This is a genomic window from Actinomycetota bacterium (assembly GCA_041658625.1).
In the GTDB taxonomy this organism is placed as follows: Bacteria; Actinomycetota; JAHEXW01; order JAHEXW01; family JAHEXW01; genus JBAZZW01.
Genome location: JBAZZW010000001.1, coordinates 200,062 through 221,057, shown reverse-complemented (window position 1 = coordinate 221,057; position 20,996 = coordinate 200,062). Strand labels below are relative to the sequence as shown.

At 55.8% G+C, this 20,996-nt stretch carries 21 protein-coding genes, 1 pseudogene and 1 other annotated feature; of the genes and pseudogenes, 16 read left to right on the top strand and 6 right to left on the bottom strand.

The window, feature by feature from the left end; all coding sequences use genetic code 11:
* Window positions 1-32: 32 nt before the first annotated feature.
* From WC891_01055 to WC891_01040, 4 genes are read right to left on the bottom strand one after another with little or no spacing between them, the layout of a single operon-like run.
* Window positions 33-929 carry a 1,4-dihydroxy-2-naphthoate polyprenyltransferase gene (locus WC891_01055; protein ID MFA5866542.1) on the bottom strand — a complete coding sequence of 299 codons (897 nt, stop codon included), beginning with the start codon at window positions 927-929 and terminating at the stop codon, window positions 33-35.
* On the bottom strand, window positions 926-1,666 hold the full coding sequence (locus WC891_01050; protein MFA5866541.1) for an ABC transporter permease: 741 nt from the start codon (window positions 1,664-1,666) through the stop codon (window positions 926-928). Before WC891_01050 ends, WC891_01055 begins: the two co-directional genes overlap by 4 nt.
* A complete protein-coding gene (locus tag WC891_01045; protein ID MFA5866540.1) occupies window positions 1,656-2,420 on the bottom strand; it encodes an ABC transporter ATP-binding protein in 765 nt (254 codons plus the stop codon). Before WC891_01045 ends, WC891_01050 begins: the two co-directional genes overlap by 11 nt.
* A complete protein-coding gene (locus WC891_01040) occupies window positions 2,421-3,401 on the bottom strand; it encodes a MetQ/NlpA family ABC transporter substrate-binding protein (GenBank protein ID MFA5866539.1) in 981 nt (326 codons plus the stop codon).
* Window positions 3,402-3,580: 179 nt separating this feature from the next.
* Here WC891_01040 and WC891_01035 point away from each other — a divergent pair, with 179 nt between their 5' ends.
* The gene (locus WC891_01035) at window positions 3,581-4,192 is read left to right on the top strand and encodes a TetR/AcrR family transcriptional regulator (GenBank protein MFA5866538.1); all 612 of its coding nucleotides are present in this window, start codon (window positions 3,581-3,583) and stop codon (window positions 4,190-4,192) included.
* A gap of 64 nt (window positions 4,193-4,256) precedes the next feature.
* On the opposite strand, the gene WC891_01030 is transcribed toward WC891_01035, so the two are convergent.
* On the bottom strand, window positions 4,257-5,042 hold the full coding sequence (locus WC891_01030; GenBank protein ID MFA5866537.1) for a PD-(D/E)XK nuclease family protein: 786 nt from the start codon (window positions 5,040-5,042) through the stop codon (window positions 4,257-4,259).
* A 47-nt stretch (window positions 5,043-5,089) separates the two neighbouring features.
* Between WC891_01030 and WC891_01025 the strand changes: the two genes are divergently transcribed.
* The 12 genes and pseudogenes from WC891_01025 (at window position 5,090) to WC891_00970 (ending at window position 16,673) form a co-directional block, all read left to right on the top strand.
* Window positions 5,090-8,530, top strand: a complete 3,441-nt coding sequence (locus tag WC891_01025; GenBank protein ID MFA5866536.1) for a DNA polymerase III subunit alpha — start codon at window positions 5,090-5,092, stop codon at window positions 8,528-8,530.
* Complete coding sequence (locus WC891_01020) at window positions 8,508-9,452, top strand: hypothetical protein (protein ID MFA5866535.1); 945 nt, start codon at window positions 8,508-8,510, stop codon at window positions 9,450-9,452. The genes WC891_01025 and WC891_01020 overlap by 23 nt, the downstream gene beginning before the upstream one ends.
* Window positions 9,453-9,455: 3 nt before the next feature.
* The gene (locus tag WC891_01015) at window positions 9,456-9,689 is read left to right on the top strand and encodes a hypothetical protein (protein ID MFA5866534.1); all 234 of its coding nucleotides are present in this window, start codon (window positions 9,456-9,458) and stop codon (window positions 9,687-9,689) included.
* Between the two features lie 74 nt (window positions 9,690-9,763).
* Complete coding sequence (hisD, locus tag WC891_01010; protein MFA5866533.1) at window positions 9,764-11,008, top strand: histidinol dehydrogenase; 1,245 nt, start codon at window positions 9,764-9,766, stop codon at window positions 11,006-11,008.
* Window positions 11,002-12,084: a histidinol-phosphate transaminase gene (hisC, locus tag WC891_01005; protein ID MFA5866532.1), complete on the top strand. Its 1,083-nt coding sequence runs from the start codon at window positions 11,002-11,004 to the stop codon at window positions 12,082-12,084. The genes hisD and hisC overlap by 7 nt, the downstream gene beginning before the upstream one ends.
* On the top strand, window positions 12,081-13,121 hold the full coding sequence (locus tag WC891_01000) for an HAD family hydrolase (protein MFA5866531.1): 1,041 nt from the start codon (window positions 12,081-12,083) through the stop codon (window positions 13,119-13,121). The genes hisC and WC891_01000 overlap by 4 nt, the downstream gene beginning before the upstream one ends.
* Window positions 13,122-13,715: an imidazoleglycerol-phosphate dehydratase HisB gene (gene hisB / locus WC891_00995; GenBank protein MFA5866530.1), complete on the top strand. Its 594-nt coding sequence runs from the start codon at window positions 13,122-13,124 to the stop codon at window positions 13,713-13,715.
* A gap of 123 nt (window positions 13,716-13,838) precedes the next feature.
* Window positions 13,839-14,450, top strand: coding sequence for an imidazole glycerol phosphate synthase subunit HisH (hisH, locus tag WC891_00990; GenBank protein ID MFA5866529.1), 612 nt, complete (start codon window positions 13,839-13,841; stop codon window positions 14,448-14,450).
* Window positions 14,451-14,527: 77 nt separating this feature from the next.
* Window positions 14,528-15,259 carry a 1-(5-phosphoribosyl)-5-[(5-phosphoribosylamino)methylideneamino]imidazole-4-carboxamide isomerase gene (gene hisA, locus WC891_00985; GenBank protein MFA5866528.1) on the top strand — a complete coding sequence of 244 codons (732 nt, stop codon included), beginning with the start codon at window positions 14,528-14,530 and terminating at the stop codon, window positions 15,257-15,259.
* Window positions 15,249-16,004: an imidazole glycerol phosphate synthase subunit HisF gene (hisF, locus tag WC891_00980; GenBank protein ID MFA5866527.1), complete on the top strand. Its 756-nt coding sequence runs from the start codon at window positions 15,249-15,251 to the stop codon at window positions 16,002-16,004. The genes hisA and hisF overlap by 11 nt, the downstream gene beginning before the upstream one ends.
* Before the next feature lie 83 nt (window positions 16,005-16,087).
* Window positions 16,088-16,402: pseudogene (gene hisI, locus WC891_00975) on the top strand (phosphoribosyl-AMP cyclohydrolase).
* 37 nt (window positions 16,403-16,439) lie between these two features.
* On the top strand, window positions 16,440-16,673 hold the full coding sequence (locus tag WC891_00970; protein MFA5866526.1) for an Lrp/AsnC ligand binding domain-containing protein: 234 nt from the start codon (window positions 16,440-16,442) through the stop codon (window positions 16,671-16,673).
* Here the strand turns inward: WC891_00970 and WC891_00965 are convergent.
* Window positions 16,648-17,070: a VanZ family protein gene (locus WC891_00965; protein MFA5866525.1), complete on the bottom strand. Its 423-nt coding sequence runs from the start codon at window positions 17,068-17,070 to the stop codon at window positions 16,648-16,650. The two genes, WC891_00970 and WC891_00965, sit on opposite strands and share 26 nt — an antisense overlap.
* Before the next feature lie 457 nt (window positions 17,071-17,527).
* Window positions 17,528-17,856: a binding site (T-box leader), on the top strand.
* A gap of 36 nt (window positions 17,857-17,892) precedes the next feature.
* On the opposite strand from WC891_00965, the gene trpE reads away from it, so the two are divergent.
* Genes trpE through trpD form a run of 3 tightly spaced genes read left to right on the top strand, consistent with a single transcriptional unit; the run spans window position 17,893 to window position 20,996 of the window.
* A complete protein-coding gene (gene trpE, locus WC891_00960) occupies window positions 17,893-19,380 on the top strand; it encodes an anthranilate synthase component I (GenBank protein ID MFA5866524.1) in 1,488 nt (495 codons plus the stop codon).
* Window positions 19,371-19,952, top strand: a complete 582-nt coding sequence (locus tag WC891_00955) for an aminodeoxychorismate/anthranilate synthase component II (protein MFA5866523.1) — start codon at window positions 19,371-19,373, stop codon at window positions 19,950-19,952. The genes trpE and WC891_00955 overlap by 10 nt, the downstream gene beginning before the upstream one ends.
* A 15-nt stretch (window positions 19,953-19,967) precedes the next feature.
* Window positions 19,968-20,996, top strand: a complete 1,029-nt coding sequence (gene trpD / locus WC891_00950; GenBank protein MFA5866522.1) for an anthranilate phosphoribosyltransferase — start codon at window positions 19,968-19,970, stop codon at window positions 20,994-20,996.

Sequence of the window (20,996 nt, the reverse complement as noted above, 5' to 3'; positions counted from 1 at the left end):
ATTGTTTCGTATTCGCACATCCCGTGACCCCGTTATTTTGGAAGTAGAATTCCCGCGGCAAAGAAAATGCTGTACACAAACGCTGTTTGGCTCGTGAAGGCCAGAGCCGGATTCAACGACCGTACGTTCTCGGACAGTACAATGCGGGCGGCGCGATACGCTAAGGGCGCGGATAAGAACACGGCGAGGGACGAGACAGGCAGCTTTCCCGCGACAACCAAGACGACCGGAAAGCCATAGGCGATTCCCATACAGGCAAGGTATTCCGCGCGCGTAAAGGAGACGCCCAACCGGACGGCGAGCGTTCCTTTACCGGCGGCTCTATCCTCGTTGATATCGCGCAGGTTATTGACTACCAAGAGGGCGGTAATTATCAGTCCGACCGGAACTGCCATCAGCCAGGATAGTTCGGAGGTAGTGCCGGTTAAGACGAAATATGTGCCGGTGACCGCGGCTTGCCCGAAGAAGACGTAGACAAAAACCTCGCCGAGGCCGTGATAACCTAAAGGAAAAGGGCCACCTGTATAAGCGACCGCCGCCGCGATGGCCGCCAACCCGATCGCCATGACGACCCATCCCCTAACAAATGTCAGGTACACGCCCAGGAGGAACGCCGCGCCCAATACGAGCAGCATTCCCCGTTTGACTGCGCCCGGGGTAAGCAGACCGGCGTGGGTGACTCGCGTCGGGCCTTTTCGCTCCGCCGTATCGGTCCCGCGTTCGTAGTCATAGACATCGTTAGCCAAGTTGCTGCCGATCTGCAGCAAAAACGCGACTCCGACCGCGGCCAGCCAGGGCCAGAAGGAGAATAGTCCGTCTTTTATGGCGAGCGCCCCGCCAATCACGACGCCCGAAGCCGCCGCCGGTAGCGTCTTGGGGCGCGTTGCCATGTACCATATCCGTACCTGGTTTTTAATCCCGGTTATCATTTCGTCTCCCAGGGGCAAAGTTTGCGTTCCGCGAACCCCAAAGACTCGAAAATTAAGACCCCCATAATGCCCAGCGCCAGTATGGCCGCGAACATACGGGTATAGTCGAGGCTGCTCCAGGCGCTCAGGATTACGTATCCCAAACCTTCCTGGGTAGCGAAGGTCTCGGTCAGAAACAGGACGGCGATGGCGGTCCCGGTGCTGATGCGCAAAGCGGTGAAGACTCGCGGCAGGCTCGCGGGATAAACGGAATGAAGGTATATCTGCCATCTGCTTGCCCCCAGCGAACGAAGCGACAGGATGGATTCTTCGGGAACAGCCCGGGCCGCGTCGCGGGCTGTTACGAGTATCTGAAAGAAAACAATGATCGTGATCAGCGTAATTTTTGAGCCGTCACCCAATCCCATAACAATCATCAGGATCGGCAGGAATACGATTTTCGGAATCGGGTAGGTTATGAAAATCAGAGGCGCACTAATCCTGTCCAAAGCGTGCTCACGGCCCAGAATCAGCCCGAGCGGCAACCCTATAGCCGTTCCCAGTAAAAGGCCTGACGCGACCCGATAGAGGCTGACGCCGAAATGGCGTCCCATAGCCGCGTTAAACAAAAGGCCTGGTTGGGATACGACTGAAATCGGAAGGGGCAGGGCGGGAGTATTCAGGGCAAGGGCGGCCAGCCACCATAAAACTAGAAGCGCGACAGCCGCGGCCGCGTATCCGGCCGCTTTACGCCACATTGTGATGCGCCCGCGTCAGAAGCTTCCTAAGGCCGGAACAGGTCTCAAGGAAAGCCTGGCTGTCGCGGTAATCCGGGTCGCCCATTCGCGGATTATCGATGACGCTGACTATTGAGGCGGGCCGATTGGACAGGACCATGATCTTGTGGCCGAGAAACGCCGCTTCCTCAATGCTGTGAGTGACAAAAAAGGTGGTCAGGCGGTCTCGCCGCCAGACGTCGAGAAAGACGTTCTGCAGGTCTTCGCGCGTCAGCGCGTCAAGCGAGCTGAACGGCTCGTCCATAAGGAGCAGCGTCGGCCTAAGAGTAAGCGCCCGGGCGATGGCGACCCTCTGCCGTTGGCCTCCGCTGATTTGCGACGGATAATGGTTTCGATAGTCCCAGATGCCGAACGCCTTAAGGATTTTCTCTGTTTCCGCGTTGGCGGAATCACGGTTTGCCCGCCTCAGGCGCAGCCCCAGGGCGGTGTTCGCGCGAACCGTTTTCCAGGGGAAAAGGCCGTAGTCTTGCAGAATAACGGCGGTCTGGCGCCGTTCTCCGGTAATCGGCGTCCCGTTTATCTCAACGAAACCAGAATCCGCTTTGACCAGACCGGCCAGGCAATACAAGAGGGTGCTTTTGCCGCAGCCCGACGGGCCGATTATGGCGCACGTTTCGCCAGGCTGGACGGAAAAGGAAAGGCCGGCCAGGGCTTCAACCTCGCCCTCGCCGGCCTTATAAGTAACGCGCAGGTCGGATACGCTGACCGAATCCATTTACCGCGCTTCGACCTTCATGGAGATCTTGTCGTATGTAATTCCGCTCTTGATAAGCTGTTTGTCCTTCATCCATGACAGCAGGCGGTCAACATCGGGTTTTTTCGGCAAAGCCGCCGACGGGTACACGCTTACTTCATAGGTGCCGGCTAACGTTTCGGGAAGCTTGGCTTTCTCAACCAGCAAGCTCCGGAACGACTTCGGGTTCTTATTGATCGCGGCCGCGGATTCATTCAACGACTTTAGAAATCTCTCGACTCCCGGTTTGTTGTCCCTGACGAAAGCCGTCTTAAACAACACGATCGTCTGGCTTAGGTTGTTGCCCTTCGTGTCGTCGACGACGACCGTGGCGCCTTGCTTTTCGGCCAGGACGACCATCAGGTTCGGCAATCCGGCGGCTTGCAGCTGGCCGCCTAAAAGCATTTGCAGCCGCACCGGCAGTTTTTTAACCTCGATCGTCTTGATCTCGTCCTTCTTCAAGCCCTTGGCCTGGAGCGATTCGTCGACCATGTATTCGATAACGGTATTGCTGGCGATCCCGATCGGAACGTTTTTAAGTTGTTCCAGTTTGGTGATTCCGGACCCGGGAGCGGACACTATGGCGAAGCGGCCTTCCTTGGGAGTCGCGCCGAGAACGGTGGTCACGATGGAGACGTCGAAACCGGCGTTTTCTAATAGAGCCGCGCCCAGAATGTCTCCCATAAACCCGTCGATCTGTCCGGCCTGCAAGGCCGCGTCGCATTCCAAAGCCGACTCAAAATTGACGATCTCAACATCCAGGTTGTTTTTCTTAAAGTAACCCTTTTGCTCGGCCACAAATATCGGCAGCGCGTCCTCTACCGGCAAAACGCCCAATCTGATCTTAACCGTCTTAACCGGTTCTACCTTTTTGACCGTGGTTTCTTTGGTGACCGTGCAGCCCGCGGCCCCTACGATCAAGATAATCACCGCGACCATCCCGACACTAAATCTTCTTGCCATTTGTATCCTCCTTTTAGATTGGTTACCCGTCAGATAAATGAGCAATGGCTCACTTAACGTATTGTAACGAGTAGCAGGTTTTATCGCAAACTCGCAGATAAATCGTAAATTGACACCGCTAAGGGGGGCGCTTAAACTGGAATGAATGACTGCTCATTTATCAAAGATCGGAGTTAAGCATGGCAAAACCGAAGGCTAATCGCGCCGCGATACTCAACGCCGCTTTAACGACATTTGTTGCCAGAGGGTACCATGACACCAAGGTCAGCGAGATTGCGGGTCATGCGGGCGTGGCCGAGGGGACCCTGTATAACTACTTCGCGAGTAAAGAGGAATTGCTGCTGGCTTTATTCGATGAGAAATGGGGCGGAATGTTAGACGACCTTCGGCGCAAGATGTCGCGTCTCGACGACCCGAACGACAAGCTTAAGGTGATGTTCACCACGGTAGTCAATCTGTTTAGAAAAGACCGCGAGCTGGCGGAGATATTTCTTGTCGACGTCAAGCAAAGCTCGATCTTCCTGAACAATTACACCGTAAACAGAGTCGTGGATTTCATCGATATGATTGAAGAGATTCTGGAGGAGGGGAAGCGCCAAGGGATATACCGCAAAGACCTGGACGCAAAGGTTGCCAAGATGGTTATATTCGGGGCGGCCCAAGGCATTTTGCTAGGCTGGGTTTTGAAAGAATCCGATGCCGTAGAATCAAGGTCGTTTGCGGTCTCTCTTCCAAGAGCCGGGTTGGGCTTAAAAAACATATTCAAATACGGATTAGGAGAAAACCGATGAGCCTGAAGGATTCAAGAGTTCGGTCGAAGAGTATGTTCTTGCCCTCCGCTCTACACCCTCTGCTCTATGCTCCGAACTGCGGGCAGAGGGGTTTAAAGTCGCACCAGTCGCAGAGGTTATTGCGCTTGACCTCGAAATCTTTGCTTTCCTTCTCTTTCGCGGCGATATCGCGTTTCACTTCGGCGATGACGTCCCGAACTGTCTGCTTAGTTGCCTCGATATCGTAGTGGACGTGCGGCGTGACCTTCTTGTTGATTTCAGGCACGACATAGAAGAATGACACTCTTTTGATGGGGGCATACCCCAGAGCTTCCTCCGCCGCCCATTTGTAGATGGGAAGTTGCAGGTCGCGTTCGTAATGATAACCGGGCGGCAGTTTCTTGTTGGTCTTATAATCGATGACCTCATACCCGCCGTCAACCTTGTCTATCCGATCGATAAGACCGCTTACTACGTCCCCGTCCAACGCGGCCTTGAAATATTTTTCGACCGCCAGCGCCCGCGCGGGCTCACGGCTACGTCCCTCGTCCAAACCGACGTTTTTTTCAAAGTATTCCGTCAGCAGCAACTCAGCCCGGTCCCGGCTATATCCGCCCGCCTCCAAAGTCGGCTCGTCGAATTCCTCCGGCGGCGACCATACTTGATCCAAGCGGTCCAGAAGGTGAGCCAGGGTGCGCGGTTCGGCCTGCTCGTCATCGGGGCGGTGCAGATATTCCAGGCATTCGTGCATGACGCTGCCGAAAAAAAGCGCCGGCGCGGGCTTTGTCGGGACTTTGTCAATGTAAATGAATTGGTATTTCCGGGGACACTGCTGGTAGGCGGAGATGCCCGAGTAGGAAATCTTAAACATGTAAATATTGTATCAGCTATGGCTCTCGGAATGGTATCCTAAAAAACATGAAAGAGTTTGCCCACCTGCATGTCCACACGGAGTATTCCCTGCTCGACGGGGCTTCCCGTATTTCTGAACTGGTAAACGCGGCCCGCGACGCGGGGTCTCCGGCTATCGCTCTTACAGACCACGGCGTTATGTATGGGGCTATTGAATTCTACCGGGCTGCCAAACAAGCCGGCGTCAAACCGATCATAGGTTGCGAGGTTTACGTCACCAAAAACCGGCTGGAGAAAAGCACCGGCTACAAGGAAGGATTAAACCACCTTATCCTGCTGGCCAAGAATAATCAGGGCTACCGGAATCTGATGCACATCGTGAGCCGGAGCTATACCGAGGGATATTATTACCGGCCGCGGACGGACAAAGACCTTTTAAGGACGTACAAAGAAGGCCTTGTGGCCTTGTCCAGTTGTCTGAAGGGGGAGATTGCGAAGGCTGTTACGGACGGGCAGACCGCTACCCTTAAAGAACTGGCCGCCGAATACCAGGACATCTTTGGCGAGGGTAACTTCTTTCTGGAGGTCCAGGACCATGGCTTGCCGGAGCAGAAAAAGGTTAATGAGGCACTGGTCACGCTCGCTAAAGAGACCGGTATAGCGCTCGTTGCCACCAACGACTGTCATTATGTAAAGAAGGAGGACGCCGCGGCCCAGGACGTCCTTCTGTGCATAGGGACGGGCGTTTCGATTGACGATCCGGGCCGGCTGAAACTGCCGAACGATGAGTTCTATTTAAAAACTCCCCAACAGATGGCCAAGCTGTTCGCAGACATCCCGGAGGCCGTCGCCAACTCATTGAAGATCGCGGACATGTGTCATGTGGAAATCGATTTCGACACCGACCTCTTGCCGCATTATGAGGTGCCTGACGGTTACGACCTCAACTCTTACCTGGAGAAACTTTGCCGGGACGGGTTGGTAGAAAGGTACCCGGTGGTTACTCCGGAACTTGAGGCCCGGCTTAAGATGGAACTGTCGGTAATCATGGAGAAGGGTTTCCCGGGCTACTTTTTAATCGTCTGGGACTTCGTTCACTACGCGAAAAGCCAGGGAATCAGGGTGGGCCCGGGCCGCGGATCAGCCGCCGGCAGCCTGGTGTCATATCTATTGAAGATTACGGACATCGACCCGATTAAGTACAACCTGGTCTTTGAGAGGTTCCTCAATCCCGAAAGGGTGAGCCTGCCCGACGTTGATATCGACTTCGACGATAGCCGCCGGGAAGAGGTAATTGATTACGTTACGGAAAAATACGGGGCCGACCACGTTGCCCAGATCATCACCTTCGGCACCCTGAAAGCAAAAATGGCCGTTCGAGACGCCGCCAGGGTTTTAAACATGCCTTATGCGCAAGCCGACCGCCTGGCTAAGCTGATTCCGGACGGTATCGACGTCTCCATAGAGGACGCGTTTCGCGCGTCGCCGGAACTCCGCGACGAATACGAGCGGGACGAATCGGCCCGGGCGGTCTTGGACACAGCGAAGGCGATCGGGGGCTTGCACCGGAACGCGGGCATCCACGCGGCCGGCGTCGTCATCAGTCCGGAACCCCTGCCGAATTACGCTCCGCTTCAGCTCATGTCCAACGGGGAAATCGTCATCCAGTACGACATGGATTCCGCCAACAAGATCGGCCTGCTGAAGATGGATTTCTTGGGCTTAAGAAACCTGACCGTTATAGACAACGCTTTAAAGATCATTAAAAGGACGCGCGGCGTGGAAGTGGACATAGACAATCCGCCGCTGGACGATAAGAAAACCTACGCGCTGCTGCGTAAGGGCGACGGCATCGGCGTTTTTCAGTTGGAGAGTTCGGGGATGCGTTCGCTCCTGCGGGAAATGAAACCGGAGCGGCTGGAAGACATAATCGCGCTTATCGCGCTGTTCCGGCCGGGCCCGCTGGGCGCCGGCGTCGTTAAGGACTTCGTCGCGCGTAAGCAGGGGAAGCAGGCCATCGAATACCCGCACCCGAGCCTGGAGCCGATCCTGAAGGACACCTACGGCATTATGGTGTACCAGGAACAGGTTATGCGGATCGCCAACGTCATGGCGGGCTATAGCTTAGGCCAGGCTGAGAAGCTCATCAAAAGCATCAGCAAGAAGGTCAAAGACGTCATGGCGGAGCAGAAGGAGAAGTTTATCGGGGGCGCTCTGGCCAAAGGATACGACAAGCAGGTCGCGGCCAGCGTCTTTGAGAAGATCGAGTTCTTCGTCGGCTATGGTTTCAACCTTTCCCACGCGACATGCTACGCCTATATCGCCAACCAGACCGCTTATCTTAAAGCCAACTATACGTCCGAATACATGGCGGCGCTCCTGACCAGCGTCACAGGCAACAAAGACAAGGTCGTCATGTACGTCAACGAGTGCCGGCGTCTGAAAATCCCTGTTTTGCCGCCAGACATTAACGAAAGCTACAAAGACTTCACGGTCGTAGGCGATTCCATCAGGTTCGGCCTAAGCGTTGTCAGGAACGTCGGCCATAATGTGGTGGAGGCCATCATCAAGGCCCGAACCGAGAGTAAATTCAAGTCGCTCGAGGATTTCTGCGCGCGCGTAGACATGAAGGCTGTCAATAAACGGGCTGTTGAAAGCCTGATTAAGAGCGGGGCGTTTGATTTCGCCGGTACGCGCCGGGCGCTGCTGGCCAACTATGAGGCGGCCATGGATAGCGGCGCCAAAACCCAGCGTGACCGGGCGATCGGGCAAGGGTCTCTTTTCGGCGAGGACACGACGGAAGGGTCTAAAGCGGGGGACAAATCGAACGGGGAAGACATTGTTGAGCTCAACAAGGATGTCAAGCTCGGATACGAGAAAGAGATGTTGGGAGTATATGTCAGCGACCACCCGCTGAACGGCCTGGAAAAACAAATGAAGAACCAGGCGGACGCGACGCTTAGCCAGCTTAGGGAGATGCGGGAGGGCGAGATCAAATGGGTCGGCGGTATCGTCGCCGAGCTGCAGAAAAAGATGACTAAGAAAGGCGACGTCATGGCCATTATGACGTTGGAGGATCTGGAATCGACGGCTGAGGTGGTCGTGTTTCCGAACACCCTGGAGAAAGCCGGAGACTTGATCAAGAAAGACGGCATCGTTTTAGTGCGGGCGAAGATCGACCAAAACGAAGGTCGGGGCCGTTTCGGGGACGAAGCCGAGGGCCGGCTCAAGCTGGCGGCGATGGAGATAAAACCTTTGGACAGACGGGAAGACGCCGAGCGTCCGGTTACGATTTACCTGGATATCGGACGCTTCTCCGACCAACTTCTGGAGCGGCTGAAAGAGATTCTGACCTCTCATCCAGGGGTCTGTCCCGTGGTGCTAAAGGTGAAAGGAAAAACGTCCGAAACTGTATTAGAGTTAGGTCAGGGTTACAAAATCACCCGGGCCAACGGTTTGTTTGCCGAAATAAAAGAACTCTTAGGTGACAAGGCGATTCAAGGTTGACATCGAGGAACGGAGGGGCATGTTTCGCTGGCTAAGCTGGGGCGGAATCCGGGGCCGGGGCCTGTCGATAAAAACCGACGCTCTTATGTCGTTAGTCGCTCTTTCTATGGCGACAATCGTCCTTATTCTGGCTTACTTCCTTTATGAACGTAACGCCGTCAAAGCTTATTGCGAGGGCCGGATAGACCCCGTTATCACCCAGACCGACGAGCTCGTCCAGAGAGTCGAAAAAGTCTGGGACTCAGAGCTGGTTACCAAGACACCCGACCCCTTGAATCCGGAAATCGACCCGGTCAACCTTCGATTAACCGCGTCATCGTTAAACGATCAGCTTCGCAAGGACGCAGGCGAGCTGCACAAAACGCGCAACGTTTTCATGAATCAGCCAACCGCGCCAAACCCATGCCAGCCGTGCATGGACAAAACAGGAGCTTATGTCAGGACGGCCGATAACTACGCCACTGTCATGCTGGATACCATTCAATATCTACATGACCTGGCGTTAATCGAGGCCAATATGAACGACGCGGCACGGGCGGTCCAACTGGGAGGCGGGAACGTCGCGCCGGACGTGTTGATTCAGCGGGATGCCAGCCTGGCGGCGGGACTGGAGAAAATAAAGGTACTCAAACCGCCGCCGATGATGAAAAAGTTTCACGACGACACCGTCGCTTTCCTGACCGACTACATAACTATCGCTCAGCAGACAACAGCGGCTTATGTCGCGAACAGCGGTCGCATTCAATTGGAGGTGCTCGGCCAGGAAGGGGAGACGGTGCTGCATTCAGGACGCGACAAATTGAAAGCCGATGTCGACGCGGTAAAATCGCTCATGATGGGCGGCCAGACGAAGCTTATTAGGGACTACCGACAATCCGCCAGGGAGGAAATCTACAGCCTCCAGAAAAAATACCGCTTCTAGCCGATGGACGTCCTGGCAACATCCGACTTAACCATCCTCTTCTGCCTGTTTTGCCTGGCCGGGTTTATTCTTCTTTTCGCTATCGTTTTGATGGCCGTTTGGGTGTGGCTGCTGAACGACTGGAACAAACGCGAGAAGACCGATCCCGCAACGAATGAGCGGTACAGAATCCAGATGATTATCGGCTGGCCTTTCGGCTACTACCTCAACGTCTACCGCAAACACGGCCCAGCCTAAAAGAGTCATCCTGGGCGTCCCGCAAGAACATATACAAAAAACGAGAACAACAGCTATGCTAAACTGAGATTATTATGGAAATCATTGAGGTGGTAGGCGGCGTTAAGCCTGCCGAGATACTAAAACTATTAGGTCGAAAACCACTTGTCGACGAGTCGGTGCTGCCGGTCGTTCGCGAGATTGTGGAGGCCGTGCGGACGCGTGGCGACGAGGCCGTGGCCGAGTATACGGAGAAGTTCGACGGCGTCAAGATCGCTCCGGACGAGTTCGAAGTCACCCGAGAAGAGCTTGATGAAGCGAGGAGTCGCGCCGACATGTCGTTTATGGATGCCGTGCGGGAGTCGGCCGGCAACATCCGCCGCTTCTGCGAAGCGTCCAAAGCGGGCGAGGTAAGGCTCGAGGACGAAAATATCCTGGTTGAGGAGTGGGTAACGCCTCTGAACAGCGCCGGCCTATACATTCCGGGAGGCCGTTTTCCGTATCCGTCGACGGTGCTTATGAACGCCGTGCCGGCCAAGACCGCCGGCGTGCCCGAAGTAATCATGTGCACGCCGCCTGACGAGGACGGCGAGGTCGATTCCAATATCCTGGCCGTAGCCGCCGTAACGGCTGTTGACCGAGTATTCCGGATCGGCGGCGCGCAGGCGATCGCCGCCATGGCTTACGGTACGGCGACCGTTCCTAAGGTCGATAAAATCGCTGGCCCCGGCAACGTATACGTGATGATGGCCAAGCGGGAGGTGTTCGGGGAGGCGGGCATCGATATGCTGGCCGGCCCGAGTGAGGTTCTGATTATCGCCGACGCCAGCGCGGACGCGGATTTCGTCGCCCAGGACATGAAGGCCCAAGCAGAGCATGACCCGAGGGCGCTGTCCATCCTGGTGACGAATGCCCAATATCTGGCTGAAAGCGTAAGAGCGAAAGTCGGCGACGGTAATTTCAAGATACTTTTGGTCGAGTCGATTGACGATGCCGTGACCATCAGCGACATCATCGCGCCCGAACACCTGGAGATTCTTACCGAGAACGCCGACGCGGTCGCGCGGATGATTTCCAACGCCGGCGCTATTTTCATAGGACCCTGGACGCCGGCAGTCGTTGGCGATTACATCGCGGGGCCGAACCACACCCTGCCGACCAACGGGACGGCACGTTTCGCCTCGCCCCTAAGCGTCAATGATTTCGTTAAAAGAACCAGCGTGATCAGGTATTCCAAGGACGCGCTGAAAGCCGCGGCGAAGGACGTTAAAAAACTTGCCGAAACGGAAGGCTTGAAAGAACATGCCAAGGCAATAGACGTTAGGATCAAAAAATGGTAACGCTGTTCACGGGCGGGAGGAAGACGCCGCCCGTTAGAGACGACCTACAAGGCATTAAGCCGTACGCGGTGCCGGTGACGCGCGCTCAGGTTGAGCTGGACTCCAACGAGAATCCCTGGAATCTGCCGGACGAAGTTATCAAAGACGTCCTGGATACGCTGGCCGGCACTGACTTCAACCGTTATCCGGATATCGGGGTTAAGTGGCTCAGGCAAAACCTGGCTGACGGGTACCAACTCGGGCTGGAAAACGTCATGGCGGGTAACGGCAGCAACGAGGTCATCCTGGACCTTTTATTGGCCTTCGGCGGTCCCGGACGCAAAGCCATGCTGTTCGAGCCGACCTATTCGATGCACGACGTGTTATGCCGGATCGCCTCAACGGAAGCCGTTTTAGTTCCTCTGGAGAAAGACTTCAGCTTTGACGTCGACGCGGCGCGCGAGGCCTTCAACCGGAATAAGCCGGACATTGTCTTTTTAAACAGTCCGAACAATCCGACGGGAAACCTCATTCCTCAAAGCGATATCGAACAAGTCTGCCGGATGGGGGATTTCCTGGTCGTCGTCGACGAAGCCTATGGGGAGTTCTCCGGCGAAACCTGCCTGTCGCTTATCAAACAATACAAGAATCTGGTCGTCGTCAAGACGTTCAGCAAAGCCTTCCGGTTGGCGGCGGCTCGTGTCGGGTACGCGCTGGCCGACGAAGGGATTATCACCGGATTGGACAAGGTGAAGCTGCCTTACAACCTAAACGGGCTGTCGCAAATCACGGCCGCGTTGGTCTGGCAGAGAAAAGACGCCGTCCTGCGGAAGGTCGCTGAGATAGTCGACGAAAGGGATCGAGTGCTGATGGCGCTGGAAGAAATGGCGGGCAACAAGCCGTTTCCGTCTTACGCCAACTTTATCCTGTTTCGGACGGAGCGCGACGCCAACGCGGTATTCGACGGTCTGCTTGGTAAAGGCGTGCAGATAAGGAACTTCAGCGGCAAGCCATATCTTGAGAATTGCCTGCGGGTGACGATCGGGACTCCCGATGAGAACAGCGCGTTTCTGGCGGCCTTAAAGGAATCCCTGTGAGCGGAGTCTCCGACAGGCCGACCGAGCTTACCGACGGTTATGAGCGCGCGACGCCGCGTATCTGGCTAAAGAGCGACCAAACCGGACTGATCTCGCAGATCGACAGCGTTATCCTGGACATTGACGGCGTCGTCATCGACGTCTCGGCTTCATTCCGCGTCGCCATCAGCCAGACCGTTCAGTTGTACCTGACGCGCCAGGTTGGATTTAGCGGTGACGCGATTTTGGTACTGCCTTCGGAAACGCAGCTTTTCAAACTGGCCGGAGGCTATAACAACGACTGGGATCTATCCAGCGCGGCCATTATGTTCTACCTGGCCAAAGCGGAGCTTCTAGATACCGAAGACCTCAACCTCTTGCGCACCCAGGGCATGACTCTGGAGGAATTCACAGCGGCGGCCGGCCGGGCCGGAGGCGGCATGCATGGGGCGATGACCGTTTTGTTCCCTCTTTTGGACAAACGGAAGCGGGAGCGAGCGGAAGCGCGCTTTGACAGGCAGAAGATAGAGACGCTGTTTCAGGAGTTATATGGCGGCGTTGACTATTGCGAGCGGCTCTACGGACACAAGCCTAAATTCAACAAACGCAAAGGGCTTTTGAACGAGGAAAGGGTCCTGCTGGACAAGACGTTGCTGGAGCCGTTCATGCCCAAGGTAGGCATACTAACGGGCCGGACCAAGGAGGAAGCGGAGGTCGGCTTGGAAAGAGCCGGGCTAAACGGATTCATCGCTTCCGAGGCGGTTTTTTACGACAACGGCAGCGATCCCGATATGCGCAAACCTCGCCCGACGGCGCTGCATAAGCTGGCCGCCAAACTGGACGGAGCGGTGACCTTGTATGTCGGCGACGTCATGGATGACCTTTTGACCGTTAAGAACGCCAACGTAGACCCGGCGTCGCCTTGCGTGTTTCTATCGGCGATTATCGTTAATCCACTCCGCCGCGACGAGGCGGCGTTGTTCATGAAAGAAGGGGCGGATATAGTATCATTAGAAGTGAACGAGGCCATCAAAGCGGTTATCGCGCGGAGGCAATAGATGGGCAACAGGCAGGCGGTCGTCGAACGGGCGACCAAGGAAACCAAGATATCGGTGGAACTTGATATCGACGGCTCAGGCAGCGCGTCGATCGAGTCAGGCATCCCGTTTTTCGATCACATGCTCGACCTGTTTACCAAGCACGGTCTTTTCGACCTGACGATAAAAGCGGATGGGGATACCGGAGTAGACGCGCACCACACCGTCGAGGACGCCGGCATCTGCCTGGGCCAAGCCTTTGGCGAGGCTTTGGGAGACAAAGCCGGCATTGCCAGATACGGTTATTCTCTGCTGCCGATGGACGAGTGTCTGGTCCTGGCCGCGGCGGATATAAGCGGCCGCCCGCATTTAAACTACGACATCGATCTACCGGTCGAGTTGATCGGAACGTTCGACACCTCTCTGGTTGAGGAGTTTCTCAAGGCGTTGGCTGGAAACATGGGGCTTACGCTGCACATTCGCGCGCTCGCTTCGGGCAATAACGCGCACCACATCATCGAAGCCGTTTTCAAGGCGCTCGGCCGGGCGTTGGATATGGCCACCGCCTTAGACCCGCGCGTCAAAGGTATTCCATCCACGAAAGGCAGCCTGTAGCCTAGGGCGTAGGGCTAAGAGCGAAGAGAAAATGCTTAAATCCGGAGAAAACGTGCTGCCAGGAAAAGACGCCGAAGACCGGGAGAATTGCTCTAGGCCCTCTGCTCTCGGCTCTTTGCTGTCATGATATCGATAATCGATTGCGAGATCGGAAACTTAAGAAGCGTCCAAAAGGCTTTTGAATTCATTGGCATAAAGGCCGCTATCACGAGTGACGAGGCTGAGATATTAAGTAGCCGCGCCGTCGTGTTACCCGGCGTAGGGGCATTTCGCGACGCCATCGCGTTTTTAAGAGAGACGTCGTTGGACGCGGTGATACGAAAGGTTGTTGACGCGGGCACCCCGTTTCTCGGGATCTGCTTAGGAATGCAGATGTTTGCCGACAGAAGCGAGGAAGGCGGGCGCCTGGAAGGGCTGGGCTTGATTAACGGGCAGGTCGTTAAGCTGCCGGATACGGAGAAGATTCCTGAGATGGGCTGGAATGAAATAACAGTTACGCCGGGCATTCCGATCTTTAAGGATATCCCGGCCAGGGCCAGGTTCTATTTCGCGCATTCGTATTATTTTTTGCCCGACTACGACCGGAATATCGCGGCGACGACGCATTACGGCTTAACCTACGCTTCGGCGGTATACAAGGGCAATGTGTTCGGCACACAGTTTCACCCTGAAAAAAGCGGCGAGCATGGGCTGCAAGTTCTTAGGAATTTTGCCGGACTTACCGCCTGTGGTTAGTGGTTAGCAGTTGGTTGTTGGTTGGTTTTACTAATCACTAACTACTAACTGCCCAACGAGAGAGACATGGTGATACGATGATTATCTATCCTGCGATCGACATTAAAGACGGCAAATGCGTAAGGCTACTTCAGGGCCAGGCTGACAAGGTTACCGTTTACGACGACAATCCCGTCCGGATGGCCCTTCGCTGGCAGAAACACGGGGCCGACATTATCCATGTCGTCGACCTCGACGGCGCGTTTCAGGGTCTGCCGAAGAATCTGGAGACGGTCAGGAAGATTGTGCAGGAACTGGACATCCCCGTTCAGTTCGGAGGCGGCGTACGCGGAATCGAGGCGATACAACGCCTCTTGGACATGGGCGTCGGTCAGGTCGTGCTAGGCACCATCGCAATCACCGAACCGACCGTTTTTCATCGCGCCCTGGAGATGTTCGGGGAGAGGATCGTCGTCGGCCTGGACGGCCGACAGGGCAAGGTGGCCGTGGAGGGCTGGACGAAAGACACCGGCCAAAACATCATCGAGGCCGGCCGGAAGCTGGCCGAGTTGGGTGTGTCGCGAATCATATACACGGATATAGCCAGGGACGGCATGCAGGTCGGCCCGAATGTACAGGCGACGCGTTCTTTGGCGCGGGCTGTCGGCGTTCCGGTTACGGCGTCGGGCGGCATCGCAACGCTCGACGATATCAGAGCCTTGAAAGCCATCGAGTCGGAAGGCGTGGAAGGCGTCATCGTCGGCAAGGCGCTTTATGAAAAGGCGTTTACCCTGGAAGAAGCGATTAAGGCGGCCGGCGATGCTGGCTAAGCGTATCATCCCTTGCCTGGACGTGAAGGAAGGGCGCGTCGTCAAAGGCATCGAGTTCGTCCAGTTGCGGGATGCCGGCGACCCGGTGGAGCTGGCCAACGAGTATAACCGCCAGGATGCCGATGAGCTGGTGTTTCTTGATATCACGGCCTCGCACGAGAAACGTGATCTTATGTATGACGTAGCCAGGCGGACGGCCGAAAAGGTATTTATTCCCTATACTGTCGGCGGGGGTATCAGGAACATCGAAGACATGAGACGGATGCTGGAGTCGGGCGCCGACAAAATCTCGGTCAACACGGCGGCCGTCAAGGATCCTTCCGTGATCACCGAAGGCGCCGAGAAATTCGGCAGCCAGTGCGTCGTTGTCGCTATCGACGCGAAACAAACCGGCGACAGCTGGGAAATCTACCTGAATGGGGGCCGCACACCGACCGGGATCAACGCCATTGAATGGGCGCGGAAGTGCGAGGAGAAGGGCGCCGGCGAGATCCTTTTGACCAGCATGGACCGGGACGGTACCAAAGACGGTTACGATATCCCGCTAACCAAGGCGATTACCGACGCGGTAAACCTGCCGGTCATCGCATCCGGCGGCGCAGGCAAACTGGAGCATTTTTTGGAAGTCATTGTTGAGGCGAATGCCGACGCGGTCCTGGCGGCCAGCCTGTTCCACTACGGCGAGCTAACCATCAGACAAGTGAAAGAGTACCTTAAAGACAACGGCATTGAGGTTAGATTATAAAACAGAGATGATATGCACAGGTTTGAAACTAGTCATCGCGGTTTTTGTACTCCTCGCGGTCTTTCTGTTGTTCAGGAGGTCGTATGAACCTAGATGAGCTGAAGTTTGACGAGAAAGGCTTGATTCCGGCGATTGTTCAGGACGCGTCCAGCGGCGAGGTCCTGATGCTGGCTTTTATGAACAGGAAATCTCTGGCTCGAACGATCGAGTCCGGCGATACCTGGTTCTGGAGCCGGAGCCGTCAACTTCTATGGCACAAAGGGGAAACGTCGGGCAATGTCCAGCGCGTTCAGGAAATCAGGTACGACTGCGACGCGGATACCTTGTTGGTAAAGGTCGAACAGACCGGACCGGCCTGCCACACAGGCGAAAGAAGCTGTTTCTTCCGTATTCTCGAGGATTAGTGATAGAATTCCAGCAAGGGGGTGATCCACAATGGTAACAGCTTTTGTTTTGATTAGCGCGGAACCGGGCAAGGCGACGGATATCGTTAAAGGGATCAGCAAGATCCAGGGTGTTAAGATGATCAACGCCGTCACCGGTCCATACGACGCGATCGCCTATATCGAGGCTACTAATTTCAGCGCCATCGGCGACTTGATCGTCGCCAAGATTCAAAAGATCGAAGGAGTCTCGCGCACGCTTACCTGCGTGACCGTAGAACTCTGACCAGATAGATAATCCCCGCGACAGCGATGGCGCCGGCTACGTCAACGGCCCAATCCTTGCCATCGGGGGTGCGGCCTGGGACGAAAGCCTGGTGGAATTCGTCCGACGCGGCATATATAGCGGTTATGGTAATTGCCCAAAGGCCCAAACGGCCGGCGGGCAATTCCTTTTTTGTCGACCAGACGGCGGCCGCGGTCAAGGCGGCGAAGATGAAATACTCGATGAAGTGAGGAATAAAGTCGGGCATGACGGACGGGATCTGCGACCCGGCCAGCGAGGAAAAATAAAAGATGACCCCGCCCCAGAGAATCGTGAGTGTCCAAAGGATTATGGCTATTGGTTGCGCCCCCCACCCGGGAAATCGTCTAAGGTTCCCGGGTCGGGTTATCCCCCTCACCCAGGAATTCGTCCAGGTTTCCCGGTCAGGGCATTCCCCTCACCCAGGAAATCGTCTAAGGTTCCCGGGTCGGGTTATCACCCTCACCCAGGCCCTCTCCCCCAGGGGAGAGGGTTCACGATTTCATTCGCGCCATCGAGGCGCTCATGAAATGAAATCCGGGAGCCTTCGCACCGCTATCAGCGACCCTACAGGGTTTTCTCTCAAGGAACTCCATGAATTTGGCTCTAGGACGTTCCTTCAAACCTGATAGCTTCTGCCCGGCGCCGTTCCCCCGTTTCCGTATAGCGCGAAATCATGTCGCCCCATACAGTTGGATTCTCGCACGCCATATCTGCTCCCGGATATCCGGTACTGTAATTTAATTATACTCCTAGGATGAGAGAATCAAGCGGTTTTTTAAAGTTTGACAGATTGCAAAAATGCCTGTAGAATTATTAATTAATCGAATATAGCCATAAACTCGATGAAGGGGAAAGTAGGCCGGAGAGACGGCATCTAGCGAGTTCCGGATGGTGGAAGCGGAACGCAAGTCGTCGGTCGATTGGGCCCCGGAGAGGCAAACCGAAAGCGAAAGACTTGGCGAGTAGGCTTTGACGGCAGCCCCCGTTATCAAGGGCAGGGCCATTAACAGCAGTTAGTGGTTGGTAGTTGGTATTTAGTAGACTAATTGCTAATAACTAATAGCTAACAACTAGCGAAGCTAGCGTGGCTTAACGAGGTTCCGGTCGAGACACCGGGACGAAGTTGGGTGGCACCGCGGGAGATAAACCTCTCGTCCCAATATGGGATGAGAGGTATTTTTATTTTTGCGGGAGCGACATGTACAACTTAGACGTTGACGAATTTAAAAAATTATCGGCCAGTTATAATCTTATTCCCGTCTACCGGGAAGTGGTCGCGGATATGGAGACGCCCGTATCGGCGTTTCTAAAACTCAAGACCGACGGCTACGCGTTCCTACTGGAAAGCGCGGAGGGAGGAGAGCGTTTCGGACGCTATTCTTTCCTGGGAGCCGAACCGAGCCGCGTCATCAAGGCAAAAAACGGAACAGTCATCGTAGAAGACGGCGACGGACGTATTGTCGAAACGATCCGGACCGAAGACCCCCTGAAAGTCGTAAAGCAGATCATGTCGGCTTACACGCCGGCGGCTATCGACGGTTTACCCCTTTTCTTCGGGGGATCCGTCGGCTATATCAGCTATGACGCCGTTCGGTATTTCGAGGACATCCCGGACGCCACACATGACGATCTGTCTCTGCCCGACATGGTTTTTATGCTGGCCGACACCCTATTCGTCTTTGACCATTTAAAACACCGCATTGCCGCGGTCGCCAACGCTCACGTCAACGGCGACGCCGAAGCGGCCTATGCCTCGGCGACCGCGAAAATCGAAGAAATGGTTAGCCGCCTGGAAAAGCCGGGCGTCCGGCTGAAACCCATTTCCTTCAACGGATCGCCACCGAAGAAAACGCCGGAGTCGACTTTTTCTGAAAGCGATTTCCGCGACGTCGTCTCAGCTGCCCGTCGGAAGATTATCGAAGGCGACATCCTCCAGGTGGTCCTGTCCCAAAGGTTCAAAACGGAGATCGAGGCCTCGGCATTTGACGTTTACCGGGCGCTGCGCACGGTTAATCCTGCTCCTTACATGTATTATCTGTCGTTAAAAGACTTCCAGATCGCCGGCTCGTCGCCGGAGCCGCTGGTCAGGCTAGAGGGCGACAAGGTTATGACCAGGCCGATCGCCGGAACAAGATCGAGGGGAACGGACGCGGCGGAGAACACCCGGCTTGAGAAAGAGCTGCTCGGCGACCGTAAGGAAAAAGCCGAGCACATCATGCTGGTAGACCTGGGACGCAATGATTTGGGACGTGTTTGCCGCCCCGGGACCGTTCAGGTCGACGAGCTGATGGAGATCGAAAGGTGCTCGCATGTCGCGCACATGGTTTCCACGGTCACCGGTCGCCTGGATGAAGGCAAGGACGCCTTTGACGCGCTTAGAGCCTGCTTTCCGGCGGGTACGGTCTCCGGCGCTCCAAAAGTCAGGGCGATGGAGATAATCGACGAATTGGAACCGACGCGACGCGGCCCGTACGCCGGGGCCGTCGGCTACTTCGGTTACGCCGGAAACCTGGACGCCTGCATAACGATCCGGACGATTGTAGTCAAAGACGGGTCGGCGTATTTTCAGGCGGGCGCGGGTATAGTCTACGACTCTGAGCCTGCCTTTGAATACCGCGAGACCGGACACAAAGCGAAAGCCTTATTGACCGCGATCGAGATGGCGGAGGAGGCGTCGTGTTCCTGATAATCGACAACTACGATTCCTTTGTCTTTAATCTGGCTCAGTATCTGGCTGAGCTGGGCTGCGCCACGAAGGTCTGCCGCAACGACAAAATAACCCTCGACATCATTGCCGATATGGCGCCGGAGGCAATAATAATCTCACCGGGGCCGTGTACGCCTGACGAAGCCGGGATATCCTTAGCCATCGTCAAGAGATTCGGCGGCAAGGTCCCCATTCTAGGTGTTTGCCTCGGCCACCAGGTGATAGCGCAAGCGTTGGGCGGGCGGGTCTACTGTTCCGGCCATCCTGTTCACGGACAGACATCGTCAATCCACCACGACGGCAAAACGATTTTCAAAGGTCTTTCCCAGCCTTTCGAGGCGACAAGATACCATTCCTTGATTGTGGATGAAGGGAGTCTGCCTGATTTTCTGGAGGTGTCCGCCCGGACGGAAGACGGAACCGTCATGGGCTTAAGGCATGTTCAGGGCGTTATCGAGGGCGTGCAATTTCATCCAGAATCCATCCTCACCGAGGAAGGTAAAAACCTGCTGGCCAATTTCATCAGACTCGTTAAAGGCGAGTCGAACTAAAGGGAGTCGAGTCAAATGATAACTAAAGCCATTGGTAAGACAGTCTCCGGCGTAGATCTGTCCGGTGCCGAAGCCAGAGAGGTCATGGACGTGATTATGAGCGGCGCGGCGACCGACGCGCAGATCGCGGCGCTTTTAACCGCGCTGCGCATGAAGGGGGAGACCGTTGAGGAGATAACCGCTTTCGCCTCCGTCATGCGGGAAAAAGCGGAACCGGTCAAGTTAAGCGACGGTTCAATAGTCGACACCTGCGGCACCGGCGGGGACGAAACGGGGACATTTAACATCTCGACAACCGCCGCTTTCGTCGCCGCGGGGGCCGGAGCGCGCGTCGGCAAACACGGCAACCGGTCGGTGTCTTCGAAGTGCGGCAGCGCCGACGTTCTGGAAGCGCTGGGCGTTGTTATCGACCTGGACGCGCAGGCCACAAGCAAGGTGATTGAGGAAGCGGGTATCGGATTTCTGTTCGCGCCAATTCTGCATACGGCGATGAAATACGTAATGCCGGCGCGGAAACAGACGGGCATCAGGACGGTTTTCAACATCCTGGGACCGTTGACCAATCCAGCCGGCGCCTCGGCTCAAGTACTTGGCGTATACAGCCCGGCCTTGACGGAGACAATGGCTTTGGTGCTTGGTAATCTGGGCGCGACTCACGCGCTTGTCGTGCACGGGGCCGGTGGGCTGGATGAATTGTCGACGCTGGGTAGCTCGCAGGTCTCGGAGCTGAAAAACGGTTCGGTATCAACTTATATTGTAAGGCCGGAAGATTTGGGTCTGCCGCGCGCTGACATCTCCGACCTGCAAGGGGGAGAAGCGGCCGCCAACGCCAAGTATCTTACAGCCGTCCTGGACGGAGAAAAGGGTCCGCGGCGGGATATTGTCATAATGAACGCGTCCGCGGCGCTGGTGGCGGCCGACCTGGCGACGGACTTGCGCTCCGGTCTGCAGCTTGCGGCGACGTCCATTGATAGCGGCGCGGCTCGCGCCAAACTGGCGCGGCTGGTAGCCGTGTCCCGGCAATACGCGGAGGAAGGAAACTAA

What these genes read in the sequence shown, in the direction of transcription:
- WC891_01055 (MFA5866542.1), bottom strand. Translation starts at nt 929, where the DNA reads ATGATAACCGGGATTAAAAACCAGGTACGGATATGGTACATGGCAACG.
- WC891_01030 (MFA5866537.1), bottom strand. Translation starts at nt 5,042, where the DNA reads ATGTTTAAGATTTCCTACTCGGGCATCTCCGCCTACCAGCAGTGTCCC.
- WC891_01035 (MFA5866538.1), top strand. Translation starts at nt 3,581, where the DNA reads ATGGCAAAACCGAAGGCTAATCGCGCCGCGATACTCAACGCCGCTTTA.
- hisB (MFA5866530.1), top strand. Translation starts at nt 13,122, where the DNA reads ATGGGCAACAGGCAGGCGGTCGTCGAACGGGCGACCAAGGAAACCAAG.
- hisH (MFA5866529.1), top strand. Translation starts at nt 13,839, where the DNA reads ATGATATCGATAATCGATTGCGAGATCGGAAACTTAAGAAGCGTCCAA.
- trpE (MFA5866524.1), top strand. Translation starts at nt 17,893, where the DNA reads ATGTACAACTTAGACGTTGACGAATTTAAAAAATTATCGGCCAGTTAT.
- WC891_00970 (MFA5866526.1), top strand. Translation starts at nt 16,440, where the DNA reads ATGGTAACAGCTTTTGTTTTGATTAGCGCGGAACCGGGCAAGGCGACG.
- hisF (MFA5866527.1), top strand. Translation starts at nt 15,249, where the DNA reads ATGCTGGCTAAGCGTATCATCCCTTGCCTGGACGTGAAGGAAGGGCGC.
- WC891_01025 (MFA5866536.1), top strand. Translation starts at nt 5,090, where the DNA reads ATGAAAGAGTTTGCCCACCTGCATGTCCACACGGAGTATTCCCTGCTC.
- hisD (MFA5866533.1), top strand. Translation starts at nt 9,764, where the DNA reads ATGGAAATCATTGAGGTGGTAGGCGGCGTTAAGCCTGCCGAGATACTA.
- hisC (MFA5866532.1), top strand. Translation starts at nt 11,002, where the DNA reads ATGGTAACGCTGTTCACGGGCGGGAGGAAGACGCCGCCCGTTAGAGAC.
- WC891_01015 (MFA5866534.1), top strand. Translation starts at nt 9,456, where the DNA reads ATGGACGTCCTGGCAACATCCGACTTAACCATCCTCTTCTGCCTGTTT.
- WC891_01050 (MFA5866541.1), bottom strand. Translation starts at nt 1,666, where the DNA reads ATGTGGCGTAAAGCGGCCGGATACGCGGCCGCGGCTGTCGCGCTTCTA.
- trpD (MFA5866522.1), top strand. Translation starts at nt 19,968, where the DNA reads ATGATAACTAAAGCCATTGGTAAGACAGTCTCCGGCGTAGATCTGTCC.
- WC891_01040 (MFA5866539.1), bottom strand. Translation starts at nt 3,401, where the DNA reads ATGGCAAGAAGATTTAGTGTCGGGATGGTCGCGGTGATTATCTTGATC.
- WC891_01045 (MFA5866540.1), bottom strand. Translation starts at nt 2,420, where the DNA reads ATGGATTCGGTCAGCGTATCCGACCTGCGCGTTACTTATAAGGCCGGC.
- hisA (MFA5866528.1), top strand. Translation starts at nt 14,528, where the DNA reads ATGATTATCTATCCTGCGATCGACATTAAAGACGGCAAATGCGTAAGG.